Annotated in this window: 25 protein-coding genes; 7 read left to right on the forward strand and 18 right to left on the reverse strand. The window is 69.1% G+C overall.

Going from position 1 to position 22051, the window contains the following annotated elements; genetic code table 11:
- The 3 genes from VGR06_RS09340 to VGR06_RS09350 all read right to left on the reverse strand — a co-directional run.
- Window positions 1–1617, reverse strand: a 1617-nt coding sequence (locus VGR06_RS09340; protein WP_327558588.1) for a multicopper oxidase family protein, incomplete at its 3' end; no start/stop codon positions are given.
- Window positions 1618–1671: 54 nt separating this feature from the next.
- Window positions 1672–2562, reverse strand: a complete 891-nt coding sequence (locus VGR06_RS09345; RefSeq protein ID WP_327558589.1) for an NAD(P)-dependent oxidoreductase — start codon at window positions 2560–2562, stop codon at window positions 1672–1674.
- A gap of 23 nt (window positions 2563–2585) precedes the next feature.
- Entirely contained in the window at window positions 2586–4082 is a 1497-nt protein-coding gene (locus VGR06_RS09350) for a peptide MFS transporter (RefSeq protein WP_327558590.1), read from the reverse strand.
- A 183-nt stretch (window positions 4083–4265) separates the two neighbouring features.
- Here VGR06_RS09350 and VGR06_RS09355 point away from each other — a divergent pair, with 183 nt between their 5' ends.
- On the forward strand, window positions 4266–5822 hold the full coding sequence (locus VGR06_RS09355; RefSeq protein WP_327558591.1) for an FAD-dependent oxidoreductase: 1557 nt from the start codon (window positions 4266–4268) through the stop codon (window positions 5820–5822).
- 75 nt (window positions 5823–5897) lie between these two features.
- Here the strand turns inward: VGR06_RS09355 and VGR06_RS09360 are convergent, their stop codons facing one another.
- Complete coding sequence (locus VGR06_RS09360) at window positions 5898–6071, reverse strand: hypothetical protein (RefSeq protein ID WP_327558592.1); 174 nt, start codon at window positions 6069–6071, stop codon at window positions 5898–5900.
- On the reverse strand, window positions 6068–6514 hold the full coding sequence (locus VGR06_RS09365) for a hypothetical protein (RefSeq protein WP_327558593.1): 447 nt from the start codon (window positions 6512–6514) through the stop codon (window positions 6068–6070). Before VGR06_RS09365 ends, VGR06_RS09360 begins: the two co-directional genes overlap by 4 nt.
- Window positions 6515–6667: 153 nt before the next feature.
- Between VGR06_RS09365 and VGR06_RS09370 the strand changes: the two genes are divergently transcribed.
- The 3 genes from VGR06_RS09370 to VGR06_RS09380 all read left to right on the forward strand — a co-directional run bounded on the left by VGR06_RS09370 (window position 6668) and on the right by VGR06_RS09380 (window position 8710).
- Window positions 6668–7975, forward strand: a complete 1308-nt coding sequence (locus VGR06_RS09370) for a helix-turn-helix transcriptional regulator (protein WP_327558594.1) — start codon at window positions 6668–6670, stop codon at window positions 7973–7975.
- A 61-nt stretch (window positions 7976–8036) separates the two neighbouring features.
- Complete coding sequence (locus VGR06_RS09375; protein WP_327558595.1) at window positions 8037–8309, forward strand: type II toxin-antitoxin system prevent-host-death family antitoxin; 273 nt, start codon at window positions 8037–8039, stop codon at window positions 8307–8309.
- On the forward strand, window positions 8306–8710 hold the full coding sequence (locus tag VGR06_RS09380) for a type II toxin-antitoxin system VapC family toxin (RefSeq protein WP_327558596.1): 405 nt from the start codon (window positions 8306–8308) through the stop codon (window positions 8708–8710). The genes VGR06_RS09375 and VGR06_RS09380 overlap by 4 nt, the downstream gene beginning before the upstream one ends.
- Window positions 8711–8800: 90 nt before the next feature.
- Here the strand turns inward: VGR06_RS09380 and VGR06_RS09385 are convergent, their stop codons facing one another.
- From VGR06_RS09385 to VGR06_RS09445, 13 genes are all read right to left on the reverse strand, one after another.
- Window positions 8801–9100, reverse strand: a complete 300-nt coding sequence (locus VGR06_RS09385; RefSeq protein ID WP_327558597.1) for an antibiotic biosynthesis monooxygenase family protein — start codon at window positions 9098–9100, stop codon at window positions 8801–8803.
- Window positions 9097–9447 (reverse strand): antibiotic biosynthesis monooxygenase family protein, encoded by a 351-nt coding sequence (locus tag VGR06_RS09390; protein WP_327558598.1) that lies wholly within the window; start codon window positions 9445–9447, stop codon window positions 9097–9099. The genes VGR06_RS09385 and VGR06_RS09390 overlap by 4 nt, the downstream gene beginning before the upstream one ends.
- Window positions 9444–10205 (reverse strand): SDR family NAD(P)-dependent oxidoreductase, encoded by a 762-nt coding sequence (locus tag VGR06_RS09395; protein WP_327558599.1) that lies wholly within the window; start codon window positions 10203–10205, stop codon window positions 9444–9446. The genes VGR06_RS09390 and VGR06_RS09395 overlap by 4 nt, the downstream gene beginning before the upstream one ends.
- Window positions 10206–10228: 23 nt before the next feature.
- Window positions 10229–10681, reverse strand: a complete 453-nt coding sequence (locus tag VGR06_RS09400; RefSeq protein ID WP_327558600.1) for an anthrone oxygenase family protein — start codon at window positions 10679–10681, stop codon at window positions 10229–10231.
- Between the two features lie 15 nt (window positions 10682–10696).
- Window positions 10697–11161: an SRPBCC family protein gene (locus VGR06_RS09405; protein ID WP_327558601.1), complete on the reverse strand. Its 465-nt coding sequence runs from the start codon at window positions 11159–11161 to the stop codon at window positions 10697–10699.
- Window positions 11162–11164: 3 nt separating this feature from the next.
- A complete protein-coding gene (locus tag VGR06_RS09410; protein WP_327558602.1) occupies window positions 11165–11428 on the reverse strand; it encodes an acyl carrier protein in 264 nt (87 codons plus the stop codon).
- A 16-nt stretch (window positions 11429–11444) separates the two neighbouring features.
- The gene (locus VGR06_RS09415; RefSeq protein WP_327558611.1) at window positions 11445–12638 is read right to left on the reverse strand and encodes a ketosynthase chain-length factor; all 1194 of its coding nucleotides are present in this window, start codon (window positions 12636–12638) and stop codon (window positions 11445–11447) included.
- A gap of 157 nt (window positions 12639–12795) precedes the next feature.
- Window positions 12796–14058: a beta-ketoacyl-[acyl-carrier-protein] synthase family protein gene (locus VGR06_RS09420; protein ID WP_327558603.1), complete on the reverse strand. Its 1263-nt coding sequence runs from the start codon at window positions 14056–14058 to the stop codon at window positions 12796–12798.
- Window positions 14055–14483 carry a cupin domain-containing protein gene (locus tag VGR06_RS09425; RefSeq protein WP_327558604.1) on the reverse strand — a complete coding sequence of 143 codons (429 nt, stop codon included), beginning with the start codon at window positions 14481–14483 and terminating at the stop codon, window positions 14055–14057. The genes VGR06_RS09420 and VGR06_RS09425 overlap by 4 nt, the downstream gene beginning before the upstream one ends.
- A gap of 30 nt (window positions 14484–14513) precedes the next feature.
- Entirely contained in the window at window positions 14514–14846 is a 333-nt protein-coding gene (locus VGR06_RS09430) for a TcmI family type II polyketide cyclase (RefSeq protein WP_327558605.1), read from the reverse strand.
- A gap of 90 nt (window positions 14847–14936) precedes the next feature.
- Complete coding sequence (locus tag VGR06_RS09435) at window positions 14937–15827, reverse strand: hypothetical protein (RefSeq protein WP_327558606.1); 891 nt, start codon at window positions 15825–15827, stop codon at window positions 14937–14939.
- 132 nt (window positions 15828–15959) lie between these two features.
- On the reverse strand, window positions 15960–16808 hold the full coding sequence (locus VGR06_RS09440) for a hypothetical protein (protein ID WP_327558607.1): 849 nt from the start codon (window positions 16806–16808) through the stop codon (window positions 15960–15962).
- Window positions 16809–16873: 65 nt separating this feature from the next.
- Window positions 16874–18820: an AfsR/SARP family transcriptional regulator gene (locus VGR06_RS09445; RefSeq protein ID WP_327558608.1), complete on the reverse strand. Its 1947-nt coding sequence runs from the start codon at window positions 18818–18820 to the stop codon at window positions 16874–16876.
- A 179-nt stretch (window positions 18821–18999) separates the two neighbouring features.
- Between VGR06_RS09445 and metK the strand changes: the two genes are divergently transcribed.
- From metK to VGR06_RS09460, 3 genes are all read left to right on the forward strand, one after another.
- The gene (metK, locus tag VGR06_RS09450) at window positions 19000–20166 is read left to right on the forward strand and encodes a methionine adenosyltransferase (RefSeq protein ID WP_327558612.1); all 1167 of its coding nucleotides are present in this window, start codon (window positions 19000–19002) and stop codon (window positions 20164–20166) included.
- 18 nt (window positions 20167–20184) lie between these two features.
- Entirely contained in the window at window positions 20185–21204 is a 1020-nt protein-coding gene (locus tag VGR06_RS09455; protein ID WP_327558609.1) for a PfkB family carbohydrate kinase, read from the forward strand.
- 403 nt (window positions 21205–21607) lie between these two features.
- A partial coding sequence (locus VGR06_RS09460) for a hypothetical protein (protein ID WP_327558610.1) occupies window positions 21608–22051 on the forward strand: 444 nt, incomplete at its 3' end.

The following is a 22051-nucleotide window of genomic DNA, read 5'->3' on the forward strand; positions in this document are numbered from 1 at the left end:
GGCGAACTCGCCGTTGTAGAAGCCGAAGTGGTTGTCGATGTAGTAGGTGTCGTCGTGGGCGAAGGGGCCGGTGGCGGTGAACGGGGTGGGCGCAGGCTGGCCGTAGCTGGTCGGGTCGAACTCGTCGCCGCCGTTCTGGGCGGGGCGGTCGCCGGAGCCGAGAATGATGCCCGCGTCGGGGTGGTCGGTAGTTGCCAGCCGCACCGGGTCGGAGGGCATGGTGAACTCGAGGTCGTAACGGCCGCCGCCGCCGACGGCGAGTTGCTTGCCGGACACCTCGGACGGCCCATGGAGATCGCCGCCGTCGATGGCCACGACCCGGTACGGCGTTCCGCTCAGGGTGTACCGCCGGGTCACTATGTCGGTGTTGATCAGTCGCAACCGGACGGTTGAGCCGGCCGGAACTGACCGGTTCGCAAGGCGATCCGAATCGTTGACCACCTGGACCTGGCCGCGGGGAAACGTGTGGGTCAGCACCGGCACCTCGGTGACCGCTGCCGGTGACGGGGGATCGACGATGAACGCGCCGTAGAGGCCGCGCCGCACCTGCTCGGACGACGTCTGATGCGAGTGGTACCAGTAGGTTCCGGCGTCGGGGGCGCGGAACCGGTAGGTGTAGGAGAGTCCGGCCGACACGGCGTCCTGGGTCAGGCCCGGCACGCCGTCGGAGGCGTTCGCCACGTCGACGCCGTGCCAATGGATGGACACGCCGCCCGGCACGTCCCTGTTGATCAGCTTCACCTCGACCAGGGCGCCCTGCCGGACCCGCAGCTCCGGCCCGGGCACGGTGCCGTTGAACGTCCACGCGTCGACCGTCGCGCCGGACGGCAGGGTGAGCGGGGTGACCTGTGCGGTCAGCGTGAAGGTGAACTCCGGGGTGCCGGACACGTCACCGGTCAGCTCGGTCACCGGCCGGAACCCCGCCGGGCCGTTGTGGCCGCCGGTGTGGTTCATCATGCTGTAGTGGCTCGGCAGCTTGCTGGTCTGCGCCGCCCAGATCATCACGGCGACCACCACGGCGACGAACGCCAGCACCCGCACCGCGGTTCGCCCGGAGCGCTTCAGCCGGCCAGGAAACGCCGTGCCCGCGCGGATTCGACCGGGCACACCGCGCAACTTGAGCACCTGCACCAGACCCAGCACGGCGAACGCACCCAGGTAGATCAGGATCTCGTCCCACAGCGGCGTCACCGGCTGCAGGAAGAACGCCATCCACAGCGCGAACACGCCGCCCAGAGCCGTCAACCTGGGCGGCAGCGCGGCCCGCAACCCGGCCAGGTCCTCCCGCGACGATGCACCGCGCCGCAGCCCCAGCAGCATCGGCACCGTCCACCAGTACGTCAGCACCGCCGGCACGACGATCAACGGCAGCGCCAGCAGCGTCCGTCCGATCGCGAACTGCAGCCCGGGCACGGCGAACAGCACGGTGATCACCGTGATCGCCAGCACCGCGAGCGTTCCGGCCAGGAGCCACCCGATCGCCCAGCCCGACGCCCGGTTGGACAGCCGGGTGTCGGACCGGCGCACCGCCTTGCCCAGCTGCCACGACGCGAGCGCCCAGGTGAGCAGGACCGCGATGCTGGCGAACACGTCCATGCCGTTCAGGCTCGCGAACATCCCCCGCCCCTTCCCTCCAGTACCTGCCGGAAGGTTAGCGGCAAGGACCGACACTCAGGCGGCGATCTCCCCGGCGTCCTTGAGCTGCTGCGACAGCACCGCCGCCGCGTCCAGGTCGCCGTCGCCCGCGGCCACCACCTGGTGGTAGCGCCGCGCCGCCGTGCTGATCACCGGCAGCCCCACGCCCTGGTCGGCCGCGTCGTTCACGGTCAGCCGGAGATCCTTCTCCATCAGCACCGAGCGGAACCCCGCCGGCTGGTACCGCTCCTCGATCATCAACTGGCAGCGGTGCGACATGACCAACGAGCTGAACGCGCTCTCCGCGATCGTGCGCAGCATCAGGTCACGGTCCAAACCGGCCTCGACCCCGTAGTTGACCACCTCGGCCAGCGCCACGACCTGGCTGCCCAACAACGCGTTGAACGCCAGCTTCATCGTCGACGCCGCACCCACCGGTCCCAACTCGACCAGCTGGCGCCCGATCGCCTTCAGCACGTCCCGCACCTCGTCGAGATCCTCCGGCGCGCCCGCGGCCAGCACCCGCGCGTCGCCGGCCCGCGCCTGCATCGGGTTCGCGACCAGGTTCGCCTCCACCCGCCGCAGCCCCAGCTCACCCAGCTGCCGGGTGACCCGCCGCGAGTACGCCGGCGAGACCGTGGACATGTCGATCACGATGCCACCGGGCCGCATCCCGGCCACGATGCCGTCCGGCCCGAACAGCACCGCGTCCACCGACGGCTCGTCGGCCAGGCTCAGCAGCGCCACGTCCGCGGAGGCCACGGCCTGCGCCGGAGTGTCGGCCACCCCGCCGGCCCGGGCGCTCAGCGCCTCGGCCTTGTCCCGTGAACGGTTGTACAGCACCGGCGCCCAGTCCAGGTCGCAGAGCCGGCCGGCGATGCCGCCGCCCATGCCGCCGAGGCCGAGGCAGGCCACCTTCTTGGTCATCTGTCGGACTCCTTCTCGGTAGGTCAGGACGCCAGCAGCCGGCGCCGGAGAGCTCGAACGGCCAGGGCCAGCACCACTCCGGCGGCGCAGGCCAGCAGGCCGAAGATCAGGAAGTAGGTGGGCAGCGGCAGCACCTCGGAGAGCTGGGCGAGCTGGCCGCCGATTCCCGCGCCCAGCGCGGCGAACAGCCAGAACAGCCCGAGGTACTGGTGGGTGAACCCAGGCGGGGCCACCTGGACGGCCAGGCTGATCCCGATCGGCGCCAGCGCGAGCTCGCCGCAGACCTGGACCAGATACACCACGAGCAGCCAGCCGGGGGAGACCAGGCCGCCGGCGATCGCGAGCTGTGCGGCGACCGCCATCAGCAGGAAGCTCACGCCCACGAAGAGCAGCGCGCCGGCGAACTTGACCGGAACGTCCACCCGGCGCCCCAGCCGCACCCAGAGCATCGCGAACAGCGGCGCCAGCGCGAGGATGAACAGCGGGTGCGCGGACTGGAACCAGCTCGCCGGCACGGTCCAGCCGAGCACGTCCCGGTCGGTGTGGTCCTTGGCGAAGGCGTTGAGCACCGAGCCGCCCTGCGCGTACAGCAGCCAGAACACCGACGAACCGAGCAGCAGCCAGACGAAGGCGACCAGGCGGCTGCGGTCCGCGCCGTCCAGCGCGGGGTTCCGGCGCAGCTTCAGGAAGAACACGATCGGCAGGGTGATCGTGAGCACCCCGCACAGGGCGAGCACGTGCTGCATCTTGAACGCGCCGGAGACGGCGTCGGCGGTGAACAGGACGATCACCGCGGCGGCGGCGTAGACACCGCGGCGCACCACGACCCGCAGCCGTTCGGTGTCGATCGGGCGTTCCGCGGCCATTCCGAGGTCGCCGAACTGGCGGTTCCCCGCGACGTACTGGATGAGGCCGAACGTCATGCCGACCGCGGCCGCGCCGAACCCGAGGTGCCAGTTCACCTTCTCGCCGAGTATCCCGGTGATGACCGGCGCGAGGAACGCACTGATCTGGATGCTCATGTAGAAGATGGACATGGTCGCTTCGCGGCGCTCGTTGTCGTTCGGGTACGGGCTGCTCACCAGCGACGAGATCGCGGGCTTCGCCAGTCCGGTGCCGATGATCACGAAGAAAAGTCCGAAGTAGAGGGACGAGCGCACGGGGATGCTCATCGCGTAGTGGCCGAGCGCGATGCTGGCGCCGCCCAGCAGAACCGCCTTGCGCGCCCCGAGAACCCGGTCGGCCAGCCACCCGCCGGGCAGCGAGCAGATGAACATCAGCGACATGTACGTGCCGAACACCGCGGCCGCGTTCCCCGCGGGCAGGCCGAAGCCGCCTTCAGTGGCCGGCGCGGACAGGTACAGGTAGAGGATCGCGGTCATCCCGTAGAAGCTGAACCGCTCCCACATGTCGACCATGAACAGCGTGCTGAACCACCGCGGCTGGTCGCGGAACAGGCGGCCGCGGGCCTGGGTGGCGGCACCCGAGGCACCGGCGCGCTCGGTGATCACCGTCGCCATCTCATCTCCTCTGGCGCGATTTGTCGGCTTCGCAGCAGAGGTTCTGTGGTCTCGGCACAGGACCGCTCGAGACCGGCTCGACGCGGCTTGCGTTCGGTGCCCTCCATGCGGGTTCGACCCGACCTGGACGTGCCCGGTCGATGATCGCGGAGATTGCCGGACTTCTCCCTTGGAGGAACAGCGATGCAGGAGCGGAAGACCTCGGTGCTCGTGGCCGGTGGGGGTGTCGTCGGCCTGTCCAGCGCGCTGTTCCTTGCCCGGGCCGGGGTTGCGGTGACGCTGGTGGAGCGCCACCCGGGCACCTCGATCCACCCGCGCGCCTGGGGCTGGTACGAGCGGACGCTGGAGATCTTCCGCTCCGCCGGGATCGAGCAGCGGGTGCTCGAGGCCGCCGCCGGGTTCGCCGACCACCGGATCAACGCCAAGGTGGAGTCGTTACTGGGCAGGGAGTTCGGCCGCACCATGCTGCCCGACGAGGACGATCTCACCGCGATCACCCCGTGCCGGCACGTCGCCCTCGGCCAGGACCGCATGGAGCCGATCGTCCGCACCGCCGCCGAGGAAGCCGGCGCCTCGTTGCTGTTCTCCACCGAGCTCACCGACCTGACCCAGGACGCCGACGGCGTCACCGCTGTGCTGGCCGACCGGGTTTCCGGTGCCACCTCGACGATCCGCGCCGACTACGTGGTGGCGGCCGACGGCGCCCGGAGCCCGCTACGGGAGAAGCTCGGCGTCCGTGCCCACGGCCGCGGCGTCTTCCGCCACCAGGTCAGCATTCTGTTCCGCGCCGACCTCACCGGACCGCTCAACGGTCGCCGCTTCTCCATCTGCCAGATCGAGAACGAGACCGTCACGGCCGTCCTCGGCCACGACGACACCCTCCAAGAGGCCACCCTCATCGTCACCTACGAGCCCGACAAAGGTGAGTCCACTTCGGACTTCACCGAAGCCCGCTGCGTCGAGCTCGTCCACGCCGCAATAGGATCGACCGACACCGACGTGACCATCCGCGACGTCCTCCCCTGGGAGATGGCCGGCCTCGTCGCCGAACGCCTCCGCGCCGGCCGCGTCTTCTTCGCCGGCGACTCCGCCCACATCGTCCCCCCGATCGGCGGCTACGGCGCCAACCTCGGCATCCACGACGCCCACAACCTCTCCTGGAAACTCGCCGCCGTCCTCACCGGCCAAGCCGGTCCAGGTTTACTGGACACCTACGAAACCGAACGCGCCCCCGTCGCCAAGCTGACCGTGGCCCAGGGCGGCCTCCGCCTCGCCATGCGCGCCGGCTTCGCCACCCCCGAGCAGAAAGCCCAGGTCCTCGACCCCCTCGCGGTCACCCTCGGCTACCGCTACCCCGTCCCCGACGTCGAAGCCGACGTCTCCAGCCCGGTGCACCCAGCGGAACTGTCCGGGATCCCGGGCACGCGGGCCCCGCACGTGTGGCTGGCGAACAGCAAGTCCACAGTGGACCTCTTCGGCACCGACCTCGTCCTCCTCACCGGAACCACCAACGAGATCTGGCCCGAAGCCGCCGCCAAGCTCACCACCCGCAGCAACGTCCCCATCACCGTCCACCGCGACGACGCCGCAACCACCGCCTACGGCATCTCCACCGATGGTGCTGTGCTGATCCGTCCCGACGGCTTCATCGCCTGGCGCACCAGCGACGCCGCAACCGAGCCCGATACCGCGCTCGCGACCGCGGTATCGGAACTCTTGGCCCGCCCCGACATCGTCTGATCCGGAACAGGACGCACAACGTCCACGAGGTCAGCTCACCTCCGCCCAGCAGGCGATCCTCGCTTGCTGTAGCCCCTATCCGCCGTTCCGGTCGGCGAGCTGCTCGGTCACCGTGTCGATCCCCACACGCACATGCTCCCAGTCCTCAGTGAGCTGGTTCATCCGCTGTTCCAGCCGGTTGAGCAGGTCGGTGACATTGCAGCCCCGCGTGCACCAGGTCAGCTCGCCTTCCGCCTCGGCCGGGCTCACTCCGCCACCCCTATGAGGTGGCAATTCACGTCGTCTTCAGCCTCGAGCTCAGCCATGATCTCGTCGGCGATCGTGCGACCGGTGGCGGCGATGTCCGGTCGCCGCACGTGCTGCGGAAGCCACGGCCCAGGGTCCTCACCCCGCGCATACGTCGCGCACCGCCGTGTCAGATAGACCATGCTGTCGGTCCATTCCTCCACCAGGTGACGCTTAACGCGATCGCCGGCCAACTCGCCCGCCCGCTGCACCAACCGGTACTCGAAGTAATCTGCCCATTCATCGTTGGCCGCGGCCCGTTCGGCCGCCTCGAGAGTCTTCTCGAAGCACCCGAAGCCCAAGAAGTCGTACCCGATATTGCCGGCCTCGTCCACATTCAGGAACCGCGCGATGTGCCGCCACCGGCTTGCAACCCCACCAGCCGACAACCCGATTTCTCCACTCATCGCAACCTCCCTTGCTTTCGGATTGGTCATGATCAGGTATAAGACCGGTGCGTCGTGGAGGTGGGTCACCAGGTGTGCCAGTTAGACACACGGCCGCCACCTGCGGTTACGCTGTTGGTGGCGGTACGAGCAACGACACCAGAAGCGTGAGAGATGGCCAGGGAGCCTGAGGCGATCGCAGCACTACGCCGTGCACTGGGCGAGCGGCTCGCCGCGTTCCGTAAGGCGGCTGAGGTCACCCAGGCTCAGCTTGCAGCGGCGACTTACCTCGACCGCACCACGGTGACGCATGTCGAGAAGGGCCGGGCCCGGGCCGCCGAAGCGTTCTGGCAGACAGCGGACCGGCTGACCGAGGCTGGCGGGCAGTTGCTCATCTCCTATCGTCAGCTAGAGGCCGCAAAGCACGAGCATGAGATGGCGACCCGCTCCACCGAGCTTGCCACGATCCGAGCCAAGGCGGACACCTTCCACTCCATGCCGTTGACCACGGGGAACGGACCGGCGCCAGCTTCCGATGACGCGACCGCCGCCATCGAGTTGGCTCGGCGGGTTGCCGCAAGCGATGTCGGCGATGAAACCCTGTCCCACCTCGAGTTGGCCTTTGACGATCTGGCCATGGCCTACCCCGTCACACCCCCGGCCGAGCTGTTGGTGAGGCTGCGGCAACACCTGTCCTACGTCAATGCGCTGCTCGACAGCCGCATGACGCTGAGCGGGCGGAAGCGCCTGATCGTGGTTGGCGGGTGGCTGTCCCTCTTGACAGCCACAGTTCAGATTGATCTTGATCAACAGATTCCGGCCAGCGCCCTGCTGCGGACCGCCGCCAGTTTGGCGCGGCATGCTGAGCACGACGAAATCCGCGCCTGGTGCTTTGAGACCGAAGCCTGGCGTGTGCTGACCCGGCGCAATTACCGTCAAGCTCTCGAGCTATCCCACGCAGCCCAGAAATTGGCCCCTGTGGGCAGTTCGGCGGCTATCCAGGCAACAGCACAAGAAGGTCGTGCATGGGCGCGCTTGCGTCAGCCGCGTCAGACTTATTCCGCCATTGAGCGAGTCAACAAACTAGTGTCTCCACTTGAACGAACGGACCGGCCGGAGCACCATTACCGCTATGACCCCGACAAGTCGGTAGCCTATGTTGGCACAACTTTGGCATGGGTCGGTGACCCGGCTGCTGAAAGTTACGCGCGCGAAGTAATTGCCCGGCTCAAGCCCAGTGAAAGCAATGGCAAGTGGCCGCGCCGAGTCGCCGCAGCCAACCTCGATCTGGCTTTGGTCCTGCTCGTCACCAACCGGCTCGAAGAAGCCTGCGACGCTGCTCAACAAGCCATTCTATCTGGCCAAGTAGTGCCCTCCAACTGGTGGCGGGCCGCTGAGGTCGTGACAGCTGTCGAAGCCAGGCAACTCCCCGAGGGGCGGGACATGCGCGAAGCCTACGAAGAGCTGCGACGCCAGTCATAGAGATTCGATGGGCAGAGCCCACGATGTAGCCCAGGGAGCTACGTCGCGCTACATTGAGTCCATGCGAGTCATCAGTCAACGGGAGTTTCGGAACAACTCGGCCGCGGTGATGGACGCTGTCGAGGCGGGGGAGACGTACCACGTCACCCGCAACGGCGTTCCCGTTGCCGAGTTACGGCCGCTGTCGCGCAGGCGGCGGCTCACCGCCGAGGAGCTGGTTGAGCGGCACAAGAAGTTGCCGCGGGTCGACTACGCGAGCATGCGTCGGGAGGCCGACGAGTTCTTCGGCACCGAAGATCGCGTTGGTGACGACGATCCGTGGGCGCGTCAATGACCGAACGCCACGAGTCGGGCGTCCTGGACACGTGTGTCTATATCGACCTTGACCGGCTCGACCCGACGACACTGCCCTCCGTTCCCGAGCTCACCGCGATCACCATGGCCGAGCTGCACCAGGGCGTGGCGATGGCCAGGAACATGGCGGTTCGGGCGGCGCGGACGGAGCAGCTCGGCGCCGCGATCGTCGACTTCGACCCGCTACCGTTCGACGCCGACGCGGCTACCCGCTATGGGACCTTGGTCGCTCTGGCCATGGCCGCCGGTCGCGATCCACGCCCGCGCCGGATGGATCTCATGATCGCGGCGATTGCCTCGTCCCGGAGTCTTCCGCTCTACACCAGAAACGCCGCGGACTTCGCCGGCCTCGACGACATGCTCAGCGTGGTCGCCCTCTGAATCAGGTCACGCCGTACAAGCGGCATGCCCTGAAGGCCGCCTTCAGGACGTTGAGCGTCCCGAAGGCCGCCTTCAGGACATCACCGCCGGTCAGTACTCGGCGTCGACCTTGAAGATGCCGTAGGGCCGGGTCATGCGGGTGTCGCGGTACTGGCGGAGAGGAGCGGTGGTGCCTTTGTGGGCGGCACCTTGCTCCCATGTGGTGAACGAGTCCAGGTCGGTCCACTCGCTCATGACCAGGAACCAGGTCGGGTCGTTGACCGCGGTGAGTAGCTCGTTGCCGAGCAGCCCGGGTGTCCCGGCGAGATCGGCGCTGACCTCGTGGTACGCGGCGGTCACGCCGTCCGGCGTTTCGGCCTCGTGGAAGAGCAGGACCCGGACCCGACTCATGACCAGCGCTCCCCGGAGGAACCGCCCTCCAGGTGGGCCACCACGTTCATGGTGACCATGGAACCGCCGCTGCGGAACGGGTGCAGCTTCTGCCGGTGATCGAGGTGCCGGTCGCTGTGCTCGAACGCGCGGAACTGCGGCTCGTCGACCCAGTCGCTGACGATGTAGTAGATGCCGGGCTCTTCGATGCTCCTGGAGAGCCACTGGCCGAGGTTGGCGCGGTGCGAGGTGACCGAGTCGCCGACCTCCGTCCAGGTGCGCTCGAACTCGTCCTCCAGGCCGGGCTTGATCTCCATGCGGAGCATCACCCGGAAAACCTGGGACGGGGTATGGACTTCCGCGGTCACGTGATTCCTCCATCCACGTGCAGGACCTCACCGGTGACGTACCGGGACAGGTCGCTTGCCAGGAACAGCATTCCGCCGGCGATCTCGTCCGCCTCGCCGAGCCGGGCCAGCGCCGTCTTCGCGGTGTAGCGCACCTTCATCGCCTCGAGCTGATCCGGCGGCAGCGCCAGCATGGCCTCGGTGACGATCACGCCGGGCGCCAGCACGTTCACCCGGATCCCTTGCGGGCCGAGCTCTTTGGCCAGCGACTTGGTGAGACCCACCATGGCCGCCTTGGCCGCGGTGTAGTGCGCCCGCAGTGGAATGCCCACCTCGCAGGACTTCGAGCCGATGTTGATGATCGACGCGCCCGGGCCGAGGATCGGCAGCGACTCCTGGATGATCAGGAACGCCGCGGTCAGGTTGGTGTCCAGGATCCGCTGCCACTCGTCCAGCGCCAGGTTGGCGTACGGGATGTGGCTGATCACGCCGGCGTTGTTGACGATCACGTCGAGGCGGCCGAACCGGGTCCGGACCTCCTCCATCAGCGACCGGACGCCCTCCGGCTCGCCGACGTCCGCGCGGACCACGTGGTGGTCGCCGGGCGTCTCCTTGAGCTCGCGGACCAGCGACGCGACCGACTCGTCCTCGCTGCGGTAGCAGGTGATCACGTCGGCGCCCGCCGCCGCGGCGTTCAGCACGAGCCCGCGGCCGATGCCCTTCGTTCCGCCGGTGACGAGGAACTTCTTCCCCTCCACGGCTATCTGCGTTTGCACCATGGTGCTGTTGTCCTCCAACGGTTTCAGATCAAGAGTCCGATCGCGACGACGTTGCTCACCAGTGCGACGACGGCGAACACGGTCCGCAGCCGGTGCCAGAAGCTCCACGACGGGCGGGGGTCCTCGAAGTCCTCCGGCAGGTTCTCCGGGTTCAGCGAGGCCATCCAGCGGTTCACCGGAGCGTTTCTGGTCAGCGAGATGGTCACCACGGCCGCGGCGAGCACCGCGGACACGGCGAACGGAACGGCCGCTCGCGCGGGCGCGAGCACGGTCAGCACCAGGTCGCCGAGCAGGGTGACCACCAGGCAGATCGGCATGAACGGGTCGTACCGGGTGCCGAAGAACCCGTGCGCATGCACGTACCGGTCCACCGGCAGGGTGAGCAGCAGCGGCAACCCGCCGAGCACCGCCCCGGCCAGCACCCCGGCGGCCAACCCGTTGGCCAGCAACACCACCGGCGCGAGCAACTCGATCATCTCCAACCTTTCCGGCTAGCTGGCGAGCTTCAGTGCGGCCGCCGCCTCGACCTTCTCCTTGATCAGCTGCAGCTGCACCGCGGTGTTCGTGTTGAGCCGCGCGGTCATCTGCTCGTCGTTGATCGGCGCGATCGGCTTCATCTCGAAGTCCTGCACCCAGCGCATCCGTACGCCGCCCTCGACCTCGGTGTACTCCCAGAACAGCGCCATGTACTTGAACACCCCGGTCTCCACCCGCGCCGAGCGCACGGTCCGGCTGACCGGGTCCGGGGTCCGCTCGGACACCCAGTCCCACACCTTGCCGTTCTCGTCCGGGTGCAGCGCCAGCCGGAACCGCACCGACTCACCCCGCCGCTCGATGATCTCGGCCACCGAGTACTCGCTGAACAGCGTGGTCCACGACTCGACGTCGTTCGTCATGTCCCACACCAGATCCATCGGCGCGTCGATGACGATCGAGTTGTCCGTGTGTCCACTCACGACTCACACCCCCGCCTTCTCGAACTGCTCGTTGATGTAGTCCACGGCCAGCTGTGGCGTGGTCATGTACTCGGTCGACTCGTCCGGCATCGGCACGCTGTACGTGCGCTGCACCTGGCTCGCCATCTCCAGCACCGCCAGCGAGTCGTAGCCGATTTCCTCGAACGTCTTGTCCGCGATGTCACCATCGATGTCGACGCTGTCGTCGACACCGGCGGAGGAGCGCATCAGCTCACGCAGGTCGTCCAAAGTGAACTTCTTGCTCATCAGGATCCCTTTCTGACTACCGAACCGGGCCGCCGAGTACGACCGCCGCATTGAAACCGCCCCATCCGCGGGCGACGACCAGGGCGGTGTTCAGTTCCGCCTGCCGCGGGCGGTCGATCACCAGATCGAGCTCGATCCCGTCGGCGAGCTGGGAGGTGCCCGTGGTCGCCGGGATGACGCCCTCACCGAGCGCCAGCAGCGCCGTGGCCACGTCCAGCGCGGCGCCGCCGCCGTAGAGCCGCCCGGTCAGCGTCTTCGGCGCGGTGACCGGCACGGCGCGCGGGCCGAACACGGCGGTGAGCGCTTCGGCCTCGGCCCGGTCCGCGGCCACGTTTCCGTTGGCGTCGGCGAAAACCACGTCGATGTCGGCCGGTACGACACCGGCGTCGGCCAGCGCCTGCTCGATCGCGCGGCGCAGCGCCGGCGGGCGCGACCCACCGGGCGGCGGGTCGAACGTGGCGGCGTAGCCCAGAACTGAGCCGTAGTTCGGTGCGCCGCGCCGAGCCGCCTCGTCGTCCCGCTCGACGATCAGGATCGCGCCGCCCTCGCCCGGCACGTAGCCGCTGGCGTCCGCGTCGAACGGCAGGTATGCGTCGGTCGGATCGTCCCGTTCGGACAGTAGCCCGGTGGACAGCTGAGCGGAAAGTCCGTACGGACACAGGGACGCGTCCGTGCCGCCGGCCACGACGAGGCGGATGTCACCGGCCAGCAGACGTCGCGCCTGGCCGAGTGTGTCCAGCCCGCCGGCCTGTTCGCAGGCCAGCACGCCGCACGGGCCGCGCATGCCGTGCCGGATGGAGATCTGGCCGGTGGTCGCCGCGTAGAACCAGGCGATCGACTGGTACGCGCCGACGAACTGCGGACCGTTGGCCCACAACCGTTCGATCTCCCGCTGGCCGAACTCGGTGCCGCCGGACGAGCTCGCGGTCACCACGGCCATCTCGAACTCGGGCAGCTGCGCGGGATCCACGGCGGCGTCGGCCAGCGCGTCCTCGGCGGCGGACAGACCCATGTGCGTCCAGTGGTCGGTCTGCGGCACCAGCCGGTTGGGCACGCGCGCCTTGGTGTCGAAGCCCGGCACCTCGCCGGCGACCTTCACCGGGTACTTGGCCGGGTCGAAGCGGGTGATCTGGCCGAGGCCGCTCTTGCCGGCGAGCACGGCCTGCCAGTGGGCGTTCCTGCCGATCCCGGTGGGCGCGATGACGCCCATGCCGGTGATCACGGGCGTCGCGCGACGGTCAGCCACAGCATCTCCTTGACTGCTCGAAACCTGACAAAGCCTGCGTTAACCAACTCGAAGTCGTGTCGAGAGGCGATGAATGCCTCATTCAGTGCGGCCAGCGCACTGAATGAGGCATTCATCGCGGTCAAGCCGCGGCCGGCCGGGCCAGCAGCATGGCCGTCTGGAACCCGCCGAACCCGCTGCCCACACTGAGCACCACGTCCATCTTGTGCTCCCGCGCGGTCTTCGGGACGTAGTCCAGGTCGCACTGGGGATCGGCGTTCTCCAGGTTCGCCGTCGGCGGTACCACCTGGCGCTGCAGAGCCAAAGCGCTGGCGGCCACCTCGATCGAGCCGATCGCGCCGAGCGAGTGCCCGATCATCGACTTGATGGAGCTGACCGGAACCTCGTAGGCCCGCTGCCCGAGGCTGCGCTTGAACGCCGCGGTCTCGTGCCGGTCGTTCTGCTTCGTGCCGGAGCCATGCGCGTTGATGTAGTCCACATCGGACGGATTCAGCCTGGCTTGGTCCAGCGACACCCGGATGGCCTCGGCCATCTCCCGCCCGTCCGGCTTGAGCCCGGTCATGTGGAACGCGTTGCTGCGACCGGCAAACCCCACGATCTCGGCGTAGATGGTGGCACCGCGCGCCTTCGCCGACTCGGCCGACTCCAGCACCATCACCGCGGAACCCTCGCCGAGCACGAAACCGTCCCGGTGTGCGTCGAACGGCCGGGATGCGTGCTCCGGGTCGTCGTTGTTCGGCGAGGTGGCGCGGATCGCGTCGAAGCAGGCCGCGGTGATCGGCGACAGCGGCGCATCGGTGGCGCCGGCCAGCACCACGTCGGCGCTGCCCTCGGCGATCAGTTGCGCGCCATGCCCGACCGCGTCCAGCCCGGACGTGCAACCCGTTGACACCAAGGCAACCGGGCCCTCGGCGCCACAGGTCCAGGCCACCTCGACGGCCAGCGTGCTCGGCACCATGTAGCCGTAAAGCTGTGGCACCACGTAGTTCGGGTCGACCAGCCAGTCCTTGCCGTGGTTGGACAGCACCGCGTACTCGTCCTCGAGCCCGGTGGTGCAGCCGACCGCGCTGCCGATGCTCACCCCGATCCGCGCCGGGTCCAGCTCGTCGAAGTTCAGTCCACAGTCGACGATCGCCTCCCGGGCACTGACCACCGCAAGCTGCCCGGCCCGGTCCATCCGGCGGATCTCCTGTGGGGACAGGCCCGCGGCCTTCGCGTCGAAGTCGCACTCCGCGGCCACCCGGGACCGGAAGTTGGTGGCGTCGAAGAGGGTGATCTTCCTGGTCGCGGTCCGGCCCGCGGTGAGCAGGTCCCAGAACGCCTCGCGGGACAGGCCACCCGGTGCTACCACACCGACCCCGGTGATCACCGCCCTCCGGGTCACTTGCCACCCCCGACGTCCGGATTCGGCCCGGCGTTCGGCGGGGCTTCGGTGTCCACGTGCCCGAGCTCCGGCCGCGGCGCGAGGGGCGCCAGCTGGAACACGCCGCGAGCCACCTTGTCCGTCCTGTTCACCAGCCGGTGCTTCGCGTTGATCGGCACCAGCAGCGAGTCGCCCTCCTTGAGCGCGAACACGGTGCCGTCCACGGTCATCTCGAACTCACCCTCCACCACGTACAGGAACTCCTCGGAGTACGGGTGGTAGTGCTCGGAGATGTACTCACCGGGTTGCAGCACGACGAAACCGCCGAACCCGGAGGTGCAGCCGACGGTCCGCGGGCTGAGCAGCACCCGGATCTCGCCGCCGCGCTTGCGGTTCGCCGCGGCCTCCTCGATGTTGACCTTGAGCTTCTGTTGCGTGCTCGTCATCGCTGTCGTCTCCTCGTCCCTCGGCGCGGTCTACTCGCGACCGTCCGGCGTCCACACGTAGAACGGCTGCGCCATGGCGTCCTTGGGCTCTTTCCAGTTCGGGTCGTACGGCCACACGTGCTCGGCCAGCGACTTGTTGATCCAGTCGTAGAGCGGGTGGCTGCGCGCCTTGTACAGGTTCTCGTTGATTTCCTCGTCCGCCTCGACCAGGTGGAAGTACAGGTCGTGGAACTTGAACAGGGTGCGACGCTTCACCCCGATCATGTGCGGGAGCTCGGTCGCGTCCGACTCGGCAAAGATCTGGGCGATGGCGTCTTCGTGGCCTTCCTTCAAATGGGCCACGATCAGCGTGCGGTGCGGCACGGCGACCTCCGAGGAGCAGGCTGGCAATGGTCGCCAGCGATGATTCGCCGGGCCCGTCCAAGAAACCTCGAGCCTGCTTGGAGAACGCCGTCACCGCACGGGGAACGCCTCGCGCGCGCACGGACGGCAGCGCAGCACCACCGGCCGGTCGTTCAGCATGGCCACGTCCAGGGTGAGCGGCCGCCCCGCCGCCACCGCGGCATTGCGGGCCAGTGCCGCCAACCGCAGCACCGTTCCCCGGGACAGCGAACTCTGGTACCGGCAACGCTCCGACAGGTCGACCGTGCGCGTCCCGCCGTGCGCCGTCACGTTCGCCGTCGGCTTCCAGGCGAGCTTCTCGGTAACCCCACGCCCGTCCGGCGCCACCTCGAACTCGTCGGCCGGAACCTCGCTCAGGCTCGCCTCGGTCAACCCCCACCGGCCGCTGATCCGTACCGGCAACCGGCGGTTCGGGCTGGCCTGGACCACGGCGGACGCCTTGGGCGGCGCGAACCTCTGCAGCAGTAGAACGCAGCTCCCGTTGGCCGTGGCCAGGTTCAGCCGCCGCGCCGCCGCCACGGACTCCACCAGCGCTTCCGGGAGCGCCTCAAGGTGCATGTTGTACAGGTTCAGGTCCTCGGTGGTCTCCGGTGCGACCGGGTACGGGCACGCCACCCCCACGGTCAGCACCGGATCCTGACCGTCCATATGGAACAATCCGCAGGCCACCCGGCCGACCTCGGCCACGTGCGCGGCGAAGTCCACTTCGGACGGAACAACCACGACCGCGGTCGGCGGCGCCGGCAGCAGATCCAGCAGCCTCGCGGTGACGGCCACCTCCAACCCCACCACGGCCGATCGCCGCGCCACCCGCCGGTCCAGCGGCAGCACCATGGCCCCGGCCCGCAACGCCGCCGGCCGCTCGTCATCCCGCCCGGCCAGCACCGCGATTCCGGAACCGCTCACCGGCGCCCACGCCGGCTCGCTCCGCACCATGGTCATCGGCCCCCTTCCCGCGCTCAGGGGACATCCGAGCAGCGTCGCGAAACCGTCACCGCGGGCTATTGGGGTACCCACGGATTGCGGAACCGTAAGGAGGTTCAGACGAGCTTCGCTCAAACCTGACTCGAGCCGTCAGTCGATGAACGCGCTCTGCAGCAGGAAGGCGAACATCGCGACGGTGGTGTAGAGCGCGACAGCAAGGACCGCCCCGATCGCATCCGGCCAGGGCCGGCCATTGTGCCGGGCACCCATTCCGGACAGCTGCCCTTGCCACGCCGTCAGCACGCCCGCGGCCAGGACCGTGAACGGGGACAGCACCAAGACCCATGCGTTGTGCATGTCGAGCACCAGGCCGCTCGCGACGAACAGCCCCAGGGCCAGGACACCGGTGCCGATGACAACCGGGGACCGCCACTCGGCCGGTACCGGACGGGCGCGCCGGCGCAACAGGTAGGTCGCCACCCCCGCCGCGATCGAGAGCGTGCAGATCAGAACCTTTGCGGCGATTTCCACCCCGTAGCCCGACCGCCACCACGGTACGGCCGCACGCAAACCGGCCAGCTCCGCACCGGTCACGCCGAGCCCGTCGCTGATCCTCACCGAATGGGAGGCGTGCCCGTAGTCGCCGAAGGCCGACTCACAGGACACCGAACGCTCGTCGTATCGCGCGGTGCAGCTACTCGGCCCGACGATGTCGGCGTCGAGGTACCTGACGTCGATCCGCAGCTGGTGTGCGCTGACCGGGGTGGTGCAGGTGGCGGTGGCACCAATTCGGCCGCAGGTCAGGGATTCGGTGGGAATCGTGAACTGGTCGGCGCCTTCGCCGACGGTGACCTGGTATACCCCGCTGGTCACGCGGCTCGGCGCGATCTGGGCCAGCAGCACTGCGACCCCGAACAGGACAATGATCAGGGCCACGGGCAGCAGCGCCAGGGGAGGTCCGGCGGATGTCCTGGACGGGCTGGTAACGACTGTCGCCACGAGGACTCCTGGAGAGAAGGTGCCGGATAACGCCCACCTCTCCAGTCGTGGCGAATGCGGCATCGTTACGCGTCAGCGGTTCCCTGTTTGTCGGTGCTCCACCACGGGCTGCTGAGCGTGCCGGACAGGCCGACCAGGCGGATCAAGCCGGGAACCACGTGCTGGGGTTCGTCGAAGCGGGTTTGCCGCTCCTCCACCAGGTCCGCGTCGACCAGCTCGTCGACCACGGCTTCGACGGACTGGCGGCCCATGCTCACCAGCTCGGAGATCTGGTTGATGGTCAGGGGTTGCTCGCTGGCGGCGGCGAGCCGGCGGAACACCCAGCGCTGCCGCGCGGTGAGCAGCTGGTAGGCCTCGGCGAGCCGGCCGAGGACGTCGAAACCGCCGTAGCACAGCTCTTCCAGCCGGTGCCGCTCGTCGGACAACCGCCCCACCATGCGGGAGAGCTGCCAGCCGGGCCGCGCGGCGAGTTTGGCCGCGACCGCACGAAGGGCCAGCGGGAGCCGGTCGGCCAGCTCCACCAGCTCCAGCGCGGCCGCCGGCTCACGCTCCACTCTGGACTCACCGACGACGGCGGTGAGCAGCTGCACCGACTCGGCCGGGGTCAGCACCGGCAGCTTGACGTGCACCGCGCCGGGCAGGCCGCCGATCGGGTTGCGACTGGTGATCACAACGGTGCATCCCGGGCCGCCGGGCAGCAGCTGGTGCATCTGCTCGCGCGACGTGCAGTCGTCCAGCACGACGAGCAACCGCCGGTCCGCCGTCCAGCTGCGGAACATCAGCGCGGCCTCGCCGGCCGAGGCGGGCACCTCGTCCGCGCCCAACGCCGTCAGGAACCCGACCAGAACGTCCCGTGTGGACGGTGTGCCGGACAGGTCGACGTACAGCTGCCCGTCCGGGAACCGGTCCCGCACCGCCCGCGCCGCGTGCACGGCGAACGTGCTCTTGCCGATCCCCGGCCGGCCAACCAGGTTCACCACCCGCAACCCGGCGCCGTCCACCTCGGGCAGCGTCCGCTCGAACTCGCCCAGCTCCGCCGAACGCCCCACGAAGTCGGGGATCTCGGCGGGCAGCTGCGCCGGCGTGACGGCCGGGGGCCGCGAGCCCGCCGTGACCGGCGCCCGCACCACCGGCGCCGGGCCGGACGGCGCGTCCAGCGACGGGTCGGCGGCCAGCATGAGTTGATGCAACCGTTGCAGCTCGGTGGCCGGGTCCAGTCCGAGCTCCTCCACCAGGGTCGTCCGGATCCGCTGGTACACCTGCAAGGCGTCCGCGCGCCGGCCGCACCGGTAGAGCGCCAGCATCAGCTTGGCCGAGAAGTCCTCGCGAGTCGGCTCGGCGCTGACCAGGCTGGCCAGCTCACCGGTGATCTCCTGGTGCCGCCCGAGCTGCAGGTCCGCCTCGATCCGCAGCCCCAGCACGGTCCGCCTGCGCTCGGCCAGCCGGGCCACCTGCGCGTAGAGCAGCGGCCCGGTGGACACGCCCTCCAGCACGCTTCCCCGCCACAGCCCCAGCGCTACCCGCAACGTGTCGGCGGCCACGGTGACCTGCCCGCTCAGCAACCCCTGCCGCCCGCGCTCGGCCAGCTGCTCGAACAGGTACGCGTCGATGTCCAGCAGCGACCGCAACTGCAGGATGTACCCGCCGGGATGGCTCAGCAGCACCGGTGTGTCGTCGCCGCGCCCGCCGCTGGCCTTGTCGGACAGCTTCAACAGCTTGCGCAGCTGGTAGATGTAGGTCTGCACGGTGGTGAGCGCGCTCGGCGGCGGGCTCTCCTCCCACAGCTCCTCGACGAGCTGGTCCACCCGGGTCACCGAGTTTGCTTGCAACACCAGCAACGACAGCACCTGCCGCAGCTTCGGCGCGGACGGCGTGATCATCTGCCCGGCCCGGCGCAGGGTCAGCGGCCCGAGCAGCCCGACCTGCATGACCTGCGGGTCGTCCTGGTCGAGATCCGCGGGGGTATGGATCGATAACCGGGGGGCGGATGCCTCTCCACCGTGCTGATTCATGGAACCCTCCAAGCGCCTGGCAATGCATCGTTGCACTGCGGTGCCGCTGGATTCCCGCTCCAGCAGCACCCTTCGAGCGCTGGGCGACCCGCGTACTAGGGATCAAAGAGGTGTCGACCGGTTCTGGAGTCACCTTCGAGGCATCCTCAAGTTTCCGCTCGCAGCCTTGGCGCGTGGCAATGACTTCCCGGCTGTTCACCTCCGAATCGGTGACCGAGGGGCACCCGGACAAGATCTGTGACGCGATCAGCGACTCGATTCTGGACGCCCTGCTCGCCCGTGACCCGCACGCGCGTGTCGCGGTGGAGACCATGGTCACCACCGGTCAGGTGCACGTCGCCGGCGAGATCACCAGTCAGGCCACTGTGGACATTCCGGCCGTGGTGCGGGACCGGATCCTGCGCATCGGCTACGACTCCTCGGCCACCGGTTTCGACGGCGGCTCGTGCGGGGTGAACGTGGCGATCGGCACGCAGTCACCGGACATCGCCCGCGGCGTCGACCACGCCTGCGACGACCTCGACCAGCAGGGCGCCGGCGACCAGGGCCTCATGTTCGGCTACGCCTGCACCGACACCCCCGAGCTGATGCCGCTGCCGATCGCTCTCGCGCACCGGCTCGCCCGCCAGCTCACCGCGGTCCGCCAGGGTGGGTTGCTGCCCTACCTCCGCCCGGACGGCAAGACCCAGGTGACCATCGAGTACGCCGGCGACGTACCGGTGTGCCTGGACACGGTGGTGGTGTCCACCCAGCACGCCGACGGCGTCGACCTGGACCGCCTGCTGCGCAGCGACATCCGCGAGCACGTGGTCGCGCCTCCGCTCGCCGGCCTGGCGCTCGACACCTCGGATTTCCGGCTGCTCGTCAACCCCACCGGCCGGTTCGTCATCGGCGGTCCGATGGGCGACGCCGGCCTGACCGGACGGAAGATCATCGTCGACACCTACGGCGGCATCGCCCGGCACGGCGGCGGTGCGTTCTCCGGCAAAGATCCGTCCAAAGTAGACCGAAGTGCGGCGTACGCCATGCGCTGGGTGGCCAAGAACATCGTCGCCGCCGGCCTCGCCACCCGCGCCGAGATGCAGGTCGCCTACGCCATCGGCAAAGCCGCCCCGGTCGGCCTGTTCGTCGAGACGTTCGGCACCGAGACCATCGACCCCAGCAAGATCCAGCAGGCCATCACCGAGGTGTTCGACCTGCGCCCGGCCGCGATCATCCGCGACCTCGACCTGCTGCGCCCCATCTACGCCCGGACCGCCGCGTACGGCCACTTCGGCCGGCCGGACCTGGACCTGCCGTGGGAGCGCACCGACCGGGCCGCCGCGCTCCGGGACATCCTCGGCTGAGCCGGAAAGGAGCGCACCATGCGGATCGCCGTCACCGGGTCCATCGCGACCGAGCACCTGATGACGTTCCCCGGCAGCTTCGCCAACCAGTTCCCGGCGGACGCGCCGCACACCGTGGCCCTCTCGTTCCTCGTCGACACCCTCGACATCCGCCGTGGCGGGACCGGCGCCAACATCGCCTTCGGCCTCGGCCGGCTCGGCGGTCGCCCGCTGCTGATCGGCGCCGCCGGCCCCGACTTCGGCGAGTACCGCTGCTGGCTCTCCGCGCACGGTGTCGACACCCGCTTCGTCCACGTATCCCCGACCCGGCACACCGCCCGTCGCCTCGCCATCACCGACGACTACCACAACCAGATCTCCGCGTTCCACGCCGGCGCGATGACCGAGGCCCGCACGATCGCACTGCGCCCCATCTTGGCCGCCGCCGGCGGTGTGGACCTCGTCCTGATCGCCCCCGACGACCCCGAAGCCATGCTCCGGCACACCGCGGAATGCCGCACCCTCGGCATCCCGTTCGCCGCCGACCCCGCCCAGCACCTCACCACTCTCGGTCGCGCTGACATCCAGTCCCTTGTAGACGGTGCGACGTTCCTGTTCACCGATGAGTCCGAGCGCGACCTCCTCCTGTCCACGACCCGCTGGACCGCCGCCGACGTGCTCGCCCGGGTCGGCACCTGGATCACCACCCTCGGCCCACGTGGCGTCCGAATCGAGTCCGCCGGCCTACCCATCGTCAGCGTCGGCGCCGTGCCGGACCGCGGCATCGTCGACCCGACCGGCGTCGGCGCCGCCTTCCGCGCCGGCTTCCTGTCCGGTCTGGCCCGGCACCTGCCCCCGGTCCGCTCCGCCCAACTCGGCTGCCAGCTCGCCACCATCGTCCTCGAGGCCCGCGGCGCCCAGGATTACGACCTCGACCCCGACATGTTCCTCAAACGCCTCGACGAGGCCTACGGCCCGGACGCCGCCGCCGACGCCGAACCGATCATGCGAGCCGCCCGGGAGATCAACGAAGCCCACCACATCCGCGGCTACAACTAAGAGGGGACCAACCATGTTGATGAAGCGACCCGCCCGCAAGCCCGCCGCCGCCACCCAGCCGCGCGTCTGCTGGACCTGCGTCTGGACCATGTCCGCCGGCCTGTCTGGCCCATCTGGGCCAGCCTCCCCGGCGGCTGGCCCCAACTCCGCCGCTGCCAGTCCTGCGCCCCGGCCTGACAGTCGTCTCAAAGAAAACCGACTGACCGGTATTGACATACCGTTCAGTCGGTTCTCTAATTGAGCGGTACGCAAGAGCGTACTTCAAGGGACGACGCTACATCGGACTCCCGCGGACAGGGAGCGGGCGAGCCGACCGGCGTCCACCTGGGGCCCTCTGACGACCTCACGGCGCGACGCCGACCCCTCGCGACCTCTCTACCCCGGGGGGATAGGGGTGGAAATCATGGCTACTCTCACGTCACTGCCCGCACCCGGCTGGCTCCGCGACCTGGCTCAGGCCCGCGCCACCTACGAGGAAACGCTGGGCTGGCCCGTCACCATCCAAATAGGCCGCCGCGACCTCGTGGTTCCTGTCGCCGGCCCCCTCGCCGCCATCGGCATGCCCGCCCGCCTCGGCGCCCGCATCCGCCAAGCCCTCACCATCGCGCTGTTACCCGCGCCCATCATCGCCGACCCCAGCGCCACCTGGTGGACATTCCTGACTCGCCCGGTCGGCACCCTCCGCCCCGACGTAACCCACGACCTCACCGCCCTCCGCGTCCGGGTCATCCCCCGCAACACCCCCATCGAACTCCCCCTCTCCGTCACCACCTCCACCCCCAACACCCGCCGCTGGGTCGAACCCCCACTCCCCACCCACCCCCTCCCACCCGGCTCAGTAGTCGTC

Source organism: Actinophytocola sp., assembly GCF_036002505.1.
Taxonomy (GTDB): Bacteria; Actinomycetota; Actinomycetes; order Mycobacteriales; family Pseudonocardiaceae; genus DASYTH01.